At 74.8% G+C, this 13,873-nt stretch carries 12 protein-coding genes; 6 read left to right on the forward strand and 6 right to left on the reverse strand.

Annotation, left to right across the window (positions count from 1 at the left end):
- Nucleotides 1-25: 25 nt before the first annotated feature.
- On the reverse strand, nucleotides 26-1,093 hold the full coding sequence (locus J5Y04_RS01610) for an RNA ligase (ATP) (protein WP_209409314.1): 1,068 nt from the start codon (nucleotides 1,091-1,093) through the stop codon (nucleotides 26-28).
- Between the two features lie 445 nt (nucleotides 1,094-1,538).
- On the opposite strand from J5Y04_RS01610, the gene modA reads away from it, so the two are divergent.
- The 3 genes from modA to J5Y04_RS01625 all read left to right on the forward strand — a co-directional run bounded on the left by modA (nucleotide 1,539) and on the right by J5Y04_RS01625 (nucleotide 4,493).
- On the forward strand, nucleotides 1,539-2,390 hold the full coding sequence (modA, locus tag J5Y04_RS01615) for a molybdate ABC transporter substrate-binding protein (protein ID WP_209409318.1): 852 nt from the start codon (nucleotides 1,539-1,541) through the stop codon (nucleotides 2,388-2,390).
- Nucleotides 2,391-2,419: 29 nt separating this feature from the next.
- Nucleotides 2,420-3,241: an ABC transporter permease gene (locus J5Y04_RS01620; RefSeq protein WP_307852896.1), complete on the forward strand. Its 822-nt coding sequence runs from the start codon at nucleotides 2,420-2,422 to the stop codon at nucleotides 3,239-3,241.
- Nucleotides 3,242-3,425: 184 nt separating this feature from the next.
- A complete protein-coding gene (locus J5Y04_RS01625) occupies nucleotides 3,426-4,493 on the forward strand; it encodes an ABC transporter ATP-binding protein (RefSeq protein ID WP_307852877.1) in 1,068 nt (355 codons plus the stop codon).
- Nucleotides 4,494-4,644: 151 nt separating this feature from the next.
- Here J5Y04_RS01625 and J5Y04_RS01630 read toward each other — a convergent pair whose 3' ends face one another.
- Both J5Y04_RS01630 and J5Y04_RS01635 read right to left on the reverse strand, forming a co-directional pair.
- The gene (locus J5Y04_RS01630; RefSeq protein WP_245204108.1) at nucleotides 4,645-5,307 is read right to left on the reverse strand and encodes a response regulator transcription factor; all 663 of its coding nucleotides are present in this window, start codon (nucleotides 5,305-5,307) and stop codon (nucleotides 4,645-4,647) included.
- A complete protein-coding gene (locus J5Y04_RS01635) occupies nucleotides 5,307-6,566 on the reverse strand; it encodes a sensor histidine kinase (protein WP_209409340.1) in 1,260 nt (419 codons plus the stop codon). The genes J5Y04_RS01630 and J5Y04_RS01635 overlap by 1 nt, the downstream gene beginning before the upstream one ends.
- Nucleotides 6,567-6,771: 205 nt before the next feature.
- Between J5Y04_RS01635 and J5Y04_RS01640 the strand changes: the two genes are divergently transcribed.
- The 3 genes from J5Y04_RS01640 (at nucleotide 6,772) to J5Y04_RS01650 (ending at nucleotide 9,263) form a co-directional block, all read left to right on the forward strand.
- A complete protein-coding gene (locus tag J5Y04_RS01640; RefSeq protein WP_209409343.1) occupies nucleotides 6,772-7,680 on the forward strand; it encodes an ABC transporter ATP-binding protein in 909 nt (302 codons plus the stop codon).
- A complete protein-coding gene (locus J5Y04_RS01645; RefSeq protein WP_209409346.1) occupies nucleotides 7,677-8,444 on the forward strand; it encodes a hypothetical protein in 768 nt (255 codons plus the stop codon). Before J5Y04_RS01640 ends, J5Y04_RS01645 begins: the two co-directional genes overlap by 4 nt.
- A 78-nt stretch (nucleotides 8,445-8,522) precedes the next feature.
- Complete coding sequence (locus J5Y04_RS01650; protein ID WP_209409350.1) at nucleotides 8,523-9,263, forward strand: hypothetical protein; 741 nt, start codon at nucleotides 8,523-8,525, stop codon at nucleotides 9,261-9,263.
- Between the two features lie 103 nt (nucleotides 9,264-9,366).
- Here the strand turns inward: J5Y04_RS01650 and J5Y04_RS01655 are convergent, their stop codons facing one another.
- The 3 genes from J5Y04_RS01655 to J5Y04_RS01665 all read right to left on the reverse strand — a co-directional run bounded on the left by J5Y04_RS01655 (nucleotide 9,367) and on the right by J5Y04_RS01665 (nucleotide 13,824).
- Nucleotides 9,367-10,080 carry an aminoacyl-tRNA hydrolase gene (locus J5Y04_RS01655; RefSeq protein WP_209409353.1) on the reverse strand — a complete coding sequence of 238 codons (714 nt, stop codon included), beginning with the start codon at nucleotides 10,078-10,080 and terminating at the stop codon, nucleotides 9,367-9,369.
- 230 nt (nucleotides 10,081-10,310) lie between these two features.
- On the reverse strand, nucleotides 10,311-11,402 hold the full coding sequence (locus J5Y04_RS01660) for an inosamine-phosphate amidinotransferase 1 (protein WP_209409356.1): 1,092 nt from the start codon (nucleotides 11,400-11,402) through the stop codon (nucleotides 10,311-10,313).
- Between the two features lie 484 nt (nucleotides 11,403-11,886).
- Nucleotides 11,887-13,824, reverse strand: coding sequence for an ATP-binding protein (locus tag J5Y04_RS01665; protein WP_209409359.1), 1,938 nt, complete (start codon nucleotides 13,822-13,824; stop codon nucleotides 11,887-11,889).
- Nucleotides 13,825-13,873 lie beyond the last annotated feature (49 nt).

The raw sequence follows: 13,873 nt of genomic DNA on the forward strand, positions 1-13,873 counted from the left end.
GCCGGATCCGTCGGAGGCGGCCCGGTCACTCGTACTCGGTGCCGCCCTTGCGCGTCAGGTAGGCGTCGCCGACCACCTTGGCGATCGCCCGACCGCCCACCACCGGGCTCCAGCGCTCGGTGACCGGGCGGATCACCACGCCCTCGCGAACGTGCAGTTCGCGCCCGGAGACGGTCTCGCGCCCCTGGGCGAACGCCAGCGCGGTGTCCGGATCGAACGGCCCGCGCCACAGCTCGGGCACCACCGGCAGCTCGCCGTCCAGCAGCTCGGCGGCCGGCAGCCAGCGCAGCTGCCCCTCCACCACCGCCGAGACGTCGAACGCGGCGTAGCCGGGGAGCTCGGTGCGGCCGGACTCGCCGTAGGTGAGGTCCTGCACCCCCGCACCGAAGACCTCGCCGAAGACGCCGACCCGCTCGGCGCCGAGCCGCTCCGCCAGCCGGGCGGCCACCTCCGGTATGCCGTGGGCGCGCACCGCCCGCCAGTAGAGGTTGTGCTCGTCCTCGGCCAGGGCCAGCCCCTGGGCGCCGATGCCCTTGGACGAGACCTGCACCTCGCCGGTGGCGGCGTGGTAGGTGACCAGGCAGCAGCTGCCGTGCAGCTTCTCGGTCAGCACGACCGGCTCGCCGGGCTCGAAGATCCCGGGGAACCGCTTGAGGTTCTCGATGTCCACCCAGGGCAGCAGGTCGGGCGCGCGGACCACCTCGCCGTTCATGGAGGTGGGGATCGGCGGCCGCCACTTGGTGACGCCCAGCAGTTCGGCGAAGTCCTCACCGCTCTCGGCGGCGGCCGCCAGGTCGGTCCCGGCCAGCGCGCCGGGCCGGCAGACGATGCCCTGCGACAGCTCGCCGCGCAGCCGGACCGCCTTGACCCGGTCGGCCTTGCTCCCGGCCAGCCGTCCGGTCAGGCCGAGCTCCTCGATCAGCTCGGCGGGCAGCACGGCCTGTTCGGGGATGTACACGGCATGGTCCCCGGTCCGGTACGCGCCCTTGGCGACCACCGCACGGTAGAGGCCGACCTGGGCGAGTTCGAGGGCGTCCGCGTTCGGATGGGCCAGGATGATCAGCCGCTCGGCGGTGACGCGCAGTGTGGACATGGGTGTGCTCCTCCCCCTTCGGCCCGGCCGGTCGGCCGGCGATGCGTACAGGTCGTGCGCATGGGTCGCTCCCGCGACCGGAATGCGTACGGACGGCGACCACTCTGGCGCCTCGGGGCACCCGTGCGCGAAGGGTTTTCCGCCGGTCAGCGCCACGGCCGGGCCGGCGGCGGACGCGGCACGGCACCGGCGGCGAGCACTACGCGGGTCGGCGGCGGGCAGCACGCGGAGCCGGCGGCGGGCGCAGACCCGACCGGCCGCGACGGAGCGGCCCGCGCCCGGTGTTGAGCCTTTCGACAGCCGGCCGGCGACCGTCGGTGCTTCTCGCCTGTGCGATGTGACAGACGATTTTCCGCTGGTATTTGCGGCACTATGATCGCCGTAACGGCCGCAGCTGCGGCAGCGTCCCCGCGCCCCTTCCGGCGCGCCCAGGAGGGGAAGACCGATGAGCACCCGCACCACCCACCCCCGCAGACTCGCCGTCGCCGCCGCTGCGGCCCTCGCCCTCAGCCTCGGGGTCACCGCCTGCGGTAGCGACGGCGGCACCAAGGCGTCCGGGACCTCCACGAGCACCGCGCCGACGGGCGCCGCCACCGGCGAGGCCGCCGCCGCCCCGAAGGCCACCGGCGACATCACCGTGTTCGCCGCGGCCTCCCTCAAGGAGAGCTTCACCGACCTCGGCAAGAAGTTCGAGGCCGCCAACCCCGGCGCCAAGGTCAAGTTCAACTTCGGCGGCAGCTCCAGCCTCGCCACCAGCATCAACTCCGGTGCCCCGGCCGACGTCTTCGCCGCCGCCAGCCCGGCCACCATGAAGACGGTCACCGACGCGGGCGGCGCCACCGGCGAGCCCAGGACCTTCGTCAGGAACACGCTCACCATCGCCGTCCCCAAGGGCAACCCCAAGCACGTCGCCGCCCTCAAGGACCTCGCGGCCCCGGGCGTCAAGGTCGCGCTGTGCGCCAAGGAGGTGCCGTGCGGCGCCGCCGCCCAGACGGCGCTCAAGGCGGCCGCCGTCGACCTCACGCCGGTCACCCTGGAGCAGGACGTCAAGGGTGCGCTGACCAAGGTCGAGCTCGGCGAGGTCGACGCGTCGCTGGTCTACAAGACCGATGTGAAGGCCGATGCTGCGAAGATCGACGGCGTGGACTTCCCCGAGGCCGGCAAGGCCGTGAACGACTACCCGATCGCCGCGCTCGCCAAGGCCCCCAACAAGGACGGCGCCGCGGCCTTCGTCGCCTACATCCAGTCGCCCGAGGCGCAGCAGGTGCTGACCACGGCGGGGTTCCAGGCACCGTGAGCCGTCGCACCACCCGGTCGGCCGCCGGGGTGGCAGCCCCGGCGGCCGACGCGCCGCTCCGTCGGCGGCGCGCGAACCGCGTCCCGGTCACGCTGCTGCTCCCGGCGCTGCTCGGGCTGGCGTTCCTGATCCTGCCGCTGGTCGGGCTGCTGGTCCGGGCGCCCTGGAGCGACCTCTCCGAACAGCTCACCAGCACCGAGGTGTGGGACGCGCTGCGCCTCTCGCTGGTCTGCGCCACAGCGGCCACGGGGGTGTCGCTGGTGCTCGGGGTGCCGCTGGCCTGGCTGCTGGCGCGCACCGAACTGCCCGGCCGGCGGGTCGTCCGGGCGCTGGTCACGCTGCCGCTGGTGCTGCCGCCGGTGGTCGGCGGCGTGGCGCTGCTGCTGGTGCTCGGCCGGCGCGGCATCGTCGGCTCCTGGCTGGACTCCGCCTTCGGCATCACCCTGCCGTTCACCACCACCGGTGTGATCCTCGCCGAGACGTTCGTGGCGATGCCGTTCCTGGTGATCAGCGTGGAGGGCGCGCTGCGGGCCGCCGACCCGCGCTACGAGGAGGCGGCCGCCACCCTGGGCGCCTCCCGGCTGACCGCCTTCCGGCGGGTGACGCTGCCGCTGATCGCACCCGGCATCGCCGCCGGGGCCGTCCTGGCCTGGGCCCGCGCGCTCGGCGAGTTCGGCGCGACGATCACCTTCGCGGGCAACTTCCCCGGCCGGACGCAGACCATGCCGCTCGCGGTCTACCTGGCCATGGAGTCCGACCCGGAGGCGGCGATCGCGCTCTCGCTCGTGCTGCTGGTGGTCTCGGTCGCCGTTCTGGTCGGGCTGCGCGAGCGCTGGATGCCCACGCCGTGAACGCCTCCGCGTACACCTGCGCGAGCGGCCTCGTGTGCGCCCTGCCGCCACCATCACCGCTGTCGCCTTCGGTGGCAGCGGTGATGGTGGCGGTGGCGGCGGACGGGGCGGCACCGGCCGGCCTGCCGCTCCGGCCCGCGCACCGTGCCCCACTCGACCACGCCCCCCACTGGACGCCCACACCGTGACTGCCGACGCCCCCGCCCTCGACGCCCGGCTCCGGGTGGACCGTGCCGCCTTCAGCCTCGACCTCGCGCTCACCGCCGCCCCCGGCGAGGTGGTCGCCCTGCTCGGGCCGAACGGCGCCGGCAAGTCCACCGCCCTGCGCGCCCTCGCCGGCCTGCTCCCGCTCACCGGCGGCCACCTGCGGCTGGACGGCCGCGTCCTGGAGGACCCGGCCGAACGCCTGCACACGCCTGCCGAGGAACGCCCGGTCGGCGTGGTGTTCCAGGACTACCTGCTCTTCCCGCACCTCAGCGCGCTCGACAACGTCGCCTTCGGCCCGCGCTGCCAGGGCCGCCCCAAGCGCGAGGCCCGCGCCGAGGCGGCCGGCTGGCTGGAACGGATGGGCCTGGCCGAGCACGCCGCCGCCCGCCCCGGCCGCCTCTCCGGCGGACAGGCGCAGCGGGTGGCGCTCGCCCGGGCGCTGGCCGTCCGGCCCCGGCTGCTGCTGCTCGACGAGCCCCTGGCCGCCCTGGACGCCCGCACCCGGCTCGACGTCCGCTCCCAACTGCGCCGCCACCTCGCCGAGTTCGAGGCGATGGCGGTCCTGGTGACGCACGACCCGCTGGACGCGATGGTGCTGGCCGACCGGCTGGTGGTGATCGAGGGCGGGCGCGAGGTGCAGTCCGGCAGCCCGGCCGAGATCGCCCGCCGGCCGCGCACCGACTACATCGCCCGGCTGGTCGGCCTCAACCTGTACCAGGGCAGCGCGGAGGGCCACCTGGTCACGCTGGCGGACGGCACGGTGCTGGCCACCACCGAGGAACTGACCGGTCCCGCCTTCGTGGCGTTCCCGCCGTCCGCCGTGACGCTGCACCGGGAGGAGCCGCAGTCCAGCGCGCGCAACGTGTGGGAGCTGAAGGTCGCGGGCCTGGACCTGCACGGCGACCAGGTCCGCGCCGACCTGGCCGGTACCCTCCCGATGGCCGCCGACCTGACGCCCGCCGCAGCGGCCGAACTCGACCTCGCCCCCGGCGCCACCGTCTGGGCGTCGGTCAAGGCGGCCCAGACGCACGCTTACCCGGCCTGAGCCGGGAGACGGCGGGCGGGGGCGTGGCCGCCGGCGCGTACCAGGGGGCGGGCCCGAGCGGGGCCGGCGCCTGGGCCGGGGCGGGACCGGGCCTGGCGGGGGCGGGCCCGAGCGGGGGCGACGCGTGGGCCGGGCGTGGTCCGGCGCCGGGCTACTCCGCCGGCTCCACGAAGCCGGACTCGTACGCGGCGATCACCGCCTGGGTCCGGTCCCGGGCGCCGAGCTTCCCCAGCACGCTGCTGACGTGCGTCTTCACCGTCTGCACGCCGAGGAACAGTTGATCGGCGATCTCGCCGTTGGTCAGCCCGCGCGCCACCAGGCGCAGCACCTCGGCCTCACGGTCGGTCAGGGCGGCGCGCGCCATCGTGTCACGCGCCTCCCGGTTGCCCTGGCCGGCGGCGAGGCGGCGGATCGCGGTGGGGAAGAGCAGCGACTCGCCCGCCGCGACCAGCCGGACGGCATGGGCGATCTCGGCCGGCCGGGAGCGCTTCAGCAGGAAGCCGTCGGCGCCCGCGCGCAGCGCCTGGTAGACGTAGTCGTCGATCTCGAAGGTGGTCACGACCAGGATCTTCGGCGCCCACCCGCCCGGTGCGGCCGCGCCCCGGACCAGTTCGCGGGTGGCGGCCAGGCCGTCCGTCCCGGGCATCCGGACGTCCATCAGCACCACGTGCGGCCGCAGTTCGCGGGCCAGGGCGACCGCCTCGGCACCGTCGCGGGCCTCACCGACCACCCGCAGGTCGCCCTGCGCCTCCAGTACGGCCCGCAGCCCGGCCCGGACCAGCTCCTCGTCGTCGGCCAGCAGAATGTCGATCATCACGCGCCCAAGCGTAGGGGCACCCGCACCGCCAGCACCCACTCGCCGGACTCCGCCCCGGCGGAGGCCTCGCCGCCGAGCAGCACGGCGCGCTCCCGGATGCCGCGAAGTCCCTTGCCGCCCCGGCGCGGTGTGACGCGGACGGACGCGGCGGAGCTGCCCAGCGCATTGGCGCAGCGCAGCTCCAACCGGTCGTCCCGCAGGGTGACCCGGACGCTGATCGGTTCACCCGGCGCGTACTTGAGGGCGTTGGTGACGCCCTCCTGGACGATGCGGTAGCCCTCGCGGGAGAGCACGCCGGGCAGTCGTCCAGAGGGCACGTCGATCCACGCCTCGACCGGGCTGCCGGCCGAGCGCGCGGTGTCGAACAGCCCGGGCAACTGCTCGATGCCGGGGCGTTCCCGGGCGTCGCCCGCGCCGGGGGCGCCGGGGGTGGCGCCGGGGCCGCGGCCGGTACCCGGTTCGCCGGTGTCCCGGAGCAGGACGAGGGTGCGTTCCAGGTCCTCCATCGCCTTTCGCCCGGTCTCCTCGATGACTTCGAGCGCCTTGGCGACGAACGCCGCGTCCCCCACCTCGCGCGCCGCACCGGCCTGGATGACCGTCACCGTCAGGGCGTGGCCGATGGAGTCGTGCAACTCGCGGGCCAACAGGTTGCGTTCGAGGAGGCGTTCGGCCCGCAGCTCGGCGGCGGCCAGCCGTTCGGCCGGGGACGGCCCCAGCAGCCTCACCGCCATGGCGAGTTGGAGGCGGCCGGCCCAGACGATCAGCCAGCCGAGCGCGAACAACAGCACCGGCGCCGCCAGCGGGTACCACGACGTCCCCTCCCCGGCGGGGAGTTCGAGACCGCCCGGCAGCCGCGGTCCGGGGCGGAACACCAGGTCGAAGGCGGCCGCCGGCACCAGGACGGAGAGGATCCCGACGGCCGTTCCGAGGGCGGTCCGTCCGACCAGCCAGACCGCCGTCCGCCGCCGGTCGGCCCACGTCCGGGCGGGTTCGGTGGCGATGTCCTCCTCACGCTCCGGTATCAGCAGCAGCCGCGCCTGCACGCCCTCCGCCCGACGCATCGCCGGGAGCATCGCCACCAGCACCAGCAGCGCCGCGTCCGCCGGCACCGCGCGCAGCACGACCCCGCCGAGGCTGAAGCCGTACGTCCCCGGATAGACCATCAGCACGACGGCGGCGAAGATCCATCCGATGGCCAGGTGCAGCCACCGCGCGTAGGTGGCGCCGCTCAGCAGGGGCGCGAATATTCGGGGCATCCCGCCATCCTGCCAGGTCAGCGCAGTACGAGGCCCTCCCTCCCGAGAGGGAGTCAACTCCCCTCCCCGGCGGGATCCGCCGGGGAGGTCCGTTCCGGTCGAATGGGGTCATCGACAGCGGGACCGGCCGAACGGGCGGGCCCGGCAGGGAGAGCGGCCCGGCAGCGACCGGGCCCCGAGAGCGACAGGGACAGGGAGGGCAGCCGTGATCCAGGTTCAGGGCCTCACCAAGGAGTACGACGGGACGCGCGTGGTCGACGACCTCTGCTTCGAGGTCCGGCCCGGAGTGGTCACGGGCTTCCTCGGGCCGAACGGCGCGGGCAAGAGCACCACCATGCGGCTGATTCTCGGCCTGGACCGGCCCACCGCCGGGAGCGCCCTGGTGGACGGCCGCCCGTACGCCGAGCTGTCCGACCCTCTGCGGCAGGTCGGCGCCCTGCTCGACGCCCACGCGATGCACGGCGGCCGCACCGCCCGCGGCCAGCTGCGCTGGCTCGCCGCCAGCAACGGCCTGTCCGAGCGCCGGGTCGACGAGGTGCTCGCGCAGGTCGGCCTGGCCGACGCGGCCGACCGCAGGATCCGCGGGTTCTCGCTCGGCATGCGCCAGCGCCTCGGGGTGGCCGCCGCACTGCTGGGCGATCCGCCGGTCCTCATGCTGGACGAGCCGGTCAACGGCCTCGACCCGGAGGGGATCCGCTGGATCCGCACGCTGCTGCGCGACCTGGCCGCCGAGGGCCGCGCGGTCCTGGTCTCCTCGCACCTGATGACGGAGATGGCGCTCACCGCCGACCACCTGGTGGTGATCGGCCGCGGCCGACTGCTGGCGGACGCCGCCACGTCGGAGTTCATCGACCGGCACGGCCGCACGCGGATCAGGGTCCGCGCGGTGGACCCTGCCAAGCTGGACGCCCTGCTCCGCGGCTCCGCTCTGGCCGCCGAACCGGTAGACGGCGGCGCCTGGGAGGTCACCGGCGCCGAGCCCGAGCAGCTCGCCGCACTGGCGGCCGCCAACGGCGTGGTGCTGTACGAGATCGCCGTCCAGCAGGACTCCCTGGAGGAGGCGTTCATGCGGATGACCGCGGACAGCGTCGAGTTCCGGGCGGTGGCGACATGAGCACCCCGGCCGTGGCCGCCCCGGCCACCACCGTCGCGAACGTCCTCCGGTCCGAGCGGATCAAGCTCACCACCCTCCGCTCGCTCTGGATCACCCCGCTGCTGTCCGTCCTGCTCACCGGCGGCCTCACCGTCGCCGTCTCCGCCGCGCTCGGCGGCAAGGACCACAACCTCACCGACGACCCGGGCGTCGGCATCCATTACGGCCTCAACTTCGGCCAGGCGGCACTGGCCTGCTTCGGGATCCTGCTGATCGGGCAGGAGTTCAACACCCGCATGATCGGCACCTCGCTCACGGCGGTACCGCGTCGCGGGCGGCTCTACGGCGCCAAGCTCCTGCTCGGAGCGCTGGTCGCCCTCGGCGTCGGCCTGGCCGGGGCGGCCGGCTCCTTCGCCGGGTACGCCGCCTTCACCCCCGGCGAGTGGGACGGGCCCGCGTTCGTGCGCAGTGCCACCACCGCCGTGGTCTACCCGGCGCTGCTGGTGGTGCTCTGCCTCGGCCTGACCGCCATGATGCGCAACCTCAGCGCGGCGATGGGCGTGCTGGTGCCGACCGTCTTCCTGCTCTCCCCGCTCCTCGGCGGTCTGCCGGGCGTCCGCCACGTGGTCCAGTTCCTCCCGGACCGCGCGGGCCAGTACGCCCTGCGCTACGCCGACGACCCCCAGGTCGTGTACGGGCACTGGACCGGCCTGCTGATCATGACCCTCTGGGCCGCGGCGGCGGCGTACGGCGGCCTGCGCTCGATCCGCCGCTACCAGGCCTGAACAGGCTGGCCCGCCGCCGACCACCCCCTCACCGACGACCTCCCGCGCCCTGCGGCGCCGGGGAAAGGAGAGCTTCCGATGACCACCACCACCGCCGTGCTCCGGTCCGAGCGGATCAAGTTCACCACGCTCCGCTCCCAGTGGATCGCCCCGATCGTGGCCGTCGCGCTCACGGTCGGCATCACCCTCGCCGTCAACGCCGCGTACGGGGAGGTGGACCACACCCCGGGCGAAGACCCGGCGGGCGGGATCTACTACGGCCTGCTGTTCGGTCACGTCGCCGTGGCCTGCCTCGGGATCCTGCTGATCGGGCAGGAGTTCAACACCCGCATGATCGGCACCTCGCTCACCGCCGTGCCGCGGCGCGGGCGGCTGTACGGCGCGAAGCTCGTCCTCGGCGCCGGGATCGGGCTGCTGCTGGGCCTGGTCTCCACGGCGGGCTCGTTCCTCGCGGTCGCCGGCACCGTCGGCCTGGACCTCTCCGTCCCGGGCATGGGGCGGAGCTTCCTGGCCGGCGTGCTCTACCACCCGCTGCTCGTGGTGTTCTGCCTCGGCCTGACGGCCATGATGCGCAACTTCACCGCCGCCCTCGGCCTGCTCACGCCGATGGTCTTCCTCGGCACCACCCTGCTGGCGGCGATACCCGGGGTGCGCGAGGCGGGCCAGTTCCTGCCCGACCGGGCCGGCCTGTACGCGATGCTCACCCAGCCGGACCCGGCCGTCCACTACGGCCACTGGACCGGGCTGCTGATCATGGCACTCTGGGCCGCGGCGGCGGCGTACGGCGGTCTGCGCTCGATCCGCCGCTACGAGGCCTGAGCTCGGACCGCCCCTGCCGGCCGCCCCCGCCCGCCGACCGTCAGCCGACGGCCGACGGGGCGTGGGCGCGCCTCCGGGCAGGCCGCGGCCGAGCGCCTCCCGCTCAGCCGCGCAGGGCCGGGTGGTCCGCCACCACGGTGCTGCTCCCCGGGGCGATCTCCGTGAAGCCCGCGTCCTGGACCAGCGGCAGGCCACCGCCGACCAGCCCGACCCAGGCCTCCGGTGTCGCCGTACGGACCGCCAGCGCGAAGCCGGACTCGGCCCACTCCTTGCGCTGCGCGTCGTCCAGCCGCCACCAGGCGAGCTGGGCCGCGTGGCCGGTCTGGGCCATGGTCTTCCCCGCGCTCATCTCCAGCTCGGGGTTGAGCCAGAGCACCGGCACGCCGGCTTCGGCGGCGTCCACCGGGCCGGTCTCCTCCAGATCGGTGCCGGAAACCTGGAGCTTGGCGAGCTCCTTGGGCCAGCCGTCCAGCGGGATCGGCGGGAACACCCGCACCTCCGCCTCCCGGCCGCTCACCGTGAGCCCCGGCAGCTCGCAGGCCCGGCGCCACTCGCCGCCCCGGGCCCGCCGGACCACCTTGCGGATCCGGGCGTCCTCCCAGGCCGCCACCCGCTCCGCCCACTCGCCGTCCGGTCCGGTGACCCGCGGGTCGGCCAGCAGGGTGAGCACGGCCCGGGCCGAGGTCTCCAGTGCGTCGGTCCGCCCGGGCGGGGTGTCCCGCTCCAGCCGGACGACGAGCGGCAGCACGTACTGCGGCCGGGCGTCGCGGTCCTCGGGGGCAGGGTCAGGGACGGGGGCGTCGAACGGAGAAGTCACCCGTCAAGCATGCCAGCCCCCGTCCTCCGCGATCACGCCAGGTGAAGGTGGGAGCCCCGGGCGGACCGGGAGAACGGGCGGACCGCACCGCGGGGCCCGGGAGGACCGCACCGCTGGACCGGGCGGACCGAACGAACGGCGGCCCCGGGCGACCGGGCCGACCGGGCGGACCGGGCGGACCGGGCCGACCGGGCCGACCGGTGGAGGTGGGTGCCCCCGGCGGGCGCGGGTCAGGACAGGTAGTCCTCCAGCCCGCCGTCGCGCCGGATGTCCAGGGTCACGCAGTGGAAGCCCCCGCCGAGGACCCGCGAGTGGCGCAGCCGGTGCGGCAGGACGGTGATGCCCGCATGTTCCAGCTGCTTGATCAGGCTCTGCTGGCCGGACTCCACGATGGCCGTGTCGGGGCTGACCATCAACAGGTTCATGCTGATCCAGCTCTCGCTGAGCGCGTGCTCGGGCGAGGCCACGGCCGGCTCCGCGGGCGGGCACCAGAGGATGTCCCAGCCGCGCAGCGCCTCGGGCACCGTCTCGGGGCTGATCCGCTCCGGGTTGAGCAGCACCAGGCCAGGCCGGAGCAGGGCGATGGTGCTGTCGATGTGGGTGTACCCGTAGATGCCGCGCAGCGGGTGCAGCCGCAGGTCACCGAGCAGTCCGAGGGTGGACTCCAGCCACGTCAGCCCGAGTTCGTTGCCGCTGCGCGACACCTGGTAGAAGACGTCACGGCCGAGCCGCAGCACGTTGGCGGCGTCGAAGACCGGTTCGGACTCACCCAGCAGGGGCAGCCCGTCGGCGTCGAACTCGAAGAGCCCGTCGTCCAGCCGGGGGCGGGGGGCCGCCAACCACCGCGCCCCGCCCCGCAGGTACTCCTGGAAGAGGTCGCGCAGACCGAACACCTCGAAGTAGCGGTGGCGCATCGGGCTCGCCACCTCGATCACCGTCTCGCCGACGACCAGCGTGAGGTCGCGCGGGCAGTAGGAGTGGAAGCCGCCGTCGGCTCGCCAGTTCGGCGCGGCGAACTCTGCTGCGTGGTCGATGACTTCGGGCTGGCGCACGGTGACGCCGAGTCCGCGCAGGGTCGCGACCAGCGCATCCAGGTCCTCCTCGGTCTCCTCCACCACCTGCTGCGAGTACGCGCCGACCGGGATCGTGGCCAGCTCGGCCGCGCTGGTCTTCGGGAAGCAGGAGAGCCAGGACGAGGGATCGGACTGCTCGGGCAGCCGTGCCCCCACTGCGGTGCCGACCACCACCTCGCGGAGCGTGCTGAACTCGTCCCAGCTGTGCACCGGACGGGCCGGCGGGGCCGGGCTGGCCGTTTCGGACATGACTCCCCCTTGACACGGATTCGGGAATGGCGGGCCGCACGAGCAACGGGAACAGCAAGAACACGAAACAACGGAGCAACGGAACAAACGGGGACAACGGGAACTGCCGACGCATCGAAAACATCAGTAGCAGTCGCACCAGCCGTAACAGAAGAAACAGCAGAAACAGCCACGGCGGAGGACTTGGCGAAACAGCTGGAAGCAGCGCGAAAGCCCGCAGGAAGCGAATTCCGGAAACGCCGCTCCGGTGAGGGAAATTGGCCAGGATGTCGGAGAAACCGCCGGGCCGGCACCGGCCGACCGTGACGGGAGCTGAATCCACGGCCGGCCAGGCGAATTCGGAAGGTTGCCGGAGCCGGGATCGATCGCCAAGCTACCCGGCCGCCCGACGGCCGCGCAAGCAGGTGATCGACATTCCCGAGGCCGCCCGGCCGGCCCACCGGACAACCGGGCCGTTGTTCAACTCCCCCTGTTCCGAGGCCGATCAATCCCTCCAGCCGCGCCGGATCCGGTGGCCGCCCGCCAGGGTGAGCAACGCCCCGCCGGCCGCCGCCAGCCCGGCCAGCGCCAGACTCTGCCGCCGGACCCGCCGGCGGTCGTCGGCGGCCGCGCGGACCGCCGCCGACAGGAACGCCCGCTCGACCCCGCCCGACGCCAGTTCACCCGCCGCCACCCGCCGCCGGACATGGTCCAACCGGGCTCCCCGGTAGAGGAGTTCGGGATCCTTGTCGGCCGCCGCCCAGCTGCGCGCAGCCGCGGTGAGCCGCCGCTGCTCGCCGAGCGCCTCCCGGCCCTCGGCCAGCCAGTCCCGCAGCCGGGGCCAGGCCTGCGGCAGGGCGTGGTGGGACAGCTCCACGGTGTCCCGGTCCAGCACCACCAGCCGGGCGCGGACCAGCCGTTCGAGCAGGGCCGGCACCCCGGGATCGTCGAACTCCCCGCGCCCGACCGGCTTTCGCGCGCTGTCGCCGCCGGCGCCCGGGGCCGGTTCACCGCCGAGCCGTACGAACACCGCCCGGGCCCGTTCCCGGTCGGCCGCGCCCAGACCGTCGAACAGCGCCTCGGCCGTCCGCGCGAGCGCCCCTTCGAACCCGCCGGTGGCCTGGAATCCGGCCAGGGTGAGGGCGTTGCCGCTGCGCCGCCGCCACGTCTCCAGCAGTGCCGCCGACAACAGCGGCAGCGCGCCGGGCTGCTGGGCCACCGCGGAGATCAGGACCGCGAGCAGCGCGCCCTCGACGGTGCAGCCGGCCCGCAGCGCCGGCTCGGTGATGGCCCGGCGCAGCTCGTCCGGTGCGGGTGCGCCGACGGTCAGCACGGCGCCCCGGCAGGCCTCGGCCAGGGCGGGGTGCTCGGCCCGCAGCGCGTCGCCCTGGTCGGACCGCACCACCAGGACCACCCGGCACCGGAGGCCGTCCGCACCACCGGTCCCGCCCGCCTTCCGGCCCGTCCCCTCCGCGGCCGCGACCAGCGCGTCCAGGAACCGGGCCCGTTCCCGGGCGTCCCGGCACCGCGTCCGCAGCTCCTCGCCCTGGTCCACCACCAGCACCGGATCCGCGGCCCGCGCCCGCTCGTACCCGGCGGCCTGCAGTCCTGCGCGCACGCCCCGCGTCTCCCCGGCCCGCTGCCCGAGCCGGGCGAGCGCCAGCGCGTACGCCTCCATCGGCCGTTCGCCCGGGGTGAGCAGCGCCACCGGCACCGCACGGGCGCCCGGCCGCGCCGCGCCCGACCCCCTGCGCGGATCCCTCGCACCGCGAGGGCCGGCTCCGGTGCGGGCTCCGGCAGCGGAGCCGGGTCCCGCACCGGCGTTCAGGCCCGCGCCGCCACCGGAGCCGCCATTCCCGCCCAGGCCGCCCAGGCCACCGTTCCCGCCGGAGCCACCGCTCCCGCCCAGGCCGCCCATGCGGGCCAGCAGACCCGCCCTGACCAGCGAGGACTTGCCGACCCCGGACGGCCCGGTGACCATCACCAGGTTCCGCTCGCCCAGCAGCCCGACCAGCCGGTCCAGCACCGCCTCGCGCCCGTAGAACCGCTCCGCGTCCGCCGCCTCGTACGCCGCCGCACCCGGGTAGGGGGCACAGCCGGCGTCCTGGGCGCGCCGCCGGGCGGCGGTGTCGGCGGCCAGCTCGGCGGCCAGCAGCTGCCAGCGGTGCTGCCACTCGCGGACGTCGCCGCCGCAGGCCTGCACGTAGGCGAGGGTCACCGCGAGGCTGGGCAGCCGGCGCCCTCCGGCCGCCACCGAGAGACTGGCGGCCGAACAGTGTGCCCGGAGGGCCAGTTGGCGGTACGGCGGGGTACCGGCCCGTTCCCTGAGCGCCCGTAGGTCGCCGGCGAACCTCAGCAGCGGCCCGTCCCCCTGGTCGAGTGGACTCTCCCGACGCGGCACAGCAGCCCCCTTCTCCGTTGAAGTGGTGACCTTCCTGTCCATCCCCCCAAGATTCATCATGCGCAGGACAGTTGGCGCCAAACAATCGGGC

Source organism: Kitasatospora sp. RG8 (assembly GCF_017813315.1).
GTDB lineage: Bacteria > Actinomycetota > Actinomycetes > Streptomycetales > Streptomycetaceae > Kitasatospora.

What these genes read in the sequence shown, in the direction of transcription:
- J5Y04_RS01650 (WP_209409350.1), top strand. Translation starts at nt 8,523, where the DNA reads ATGACCACCACCACCGCCGTGCTCCGGTCCGAGCGGATCAAGTTCACC.
- J5Y04_RS01635 (WP_209409340.1), bottom strand. Translation starts at nt 6,566, where the DNA reads ATGCCCCGAATATTCGCGCCCCTGCTGAGCGGCGCCACCTACGCGCGG.
- modA (WP_209409318.1), top strand. Translation starts at nt 1,539, where the DNA reads ATGAGCACCCGCACCACCCACCCCCGCAGACTCGCCGTCGCCGCCGCT.
- J5Y04_RS01610 (WP_209409314.1), bottom strand. Translation starts at nt 1,093, where the DNA reads ATGTCCACACTGCGCGTCACCGCCGAGCGGCTGATCATCCTGGCCCAT.
- J5Y04_RS01665 (WP_209409359.1), bottom strand. Translation starts at nt 13,824, where the DNA reads ATGGACAGGAAGGTCACCACTTCAACGGAGAAGGGGGCTGCTGTGCCG.
- J5Y04_RS01660 (WP_209409356.1), bottom strand. Translation starts at nt 11,402, where the DNA reads ATGTCCGAAACGGCCAGCCCGGCCCCGCCGGCCCGTCCGGTGCACAGC.
- J5Y04_RS01630 (WP_245204108.1), bottom strand. Translation starts at nt 5,307, where the DNA reads ATGATCGACATTCTGCTGGCCGACGACGAGGAGCTGGTCCGGGCCGGG.
- J5Y04_RS01645 (WP_209409346.1), top strand. Translation starts at nt 7,677, where the DNA reads ATGAGCACCCCGGCCGTGGCCGCCCCGGCCACCACCGTCGCGAACGTC.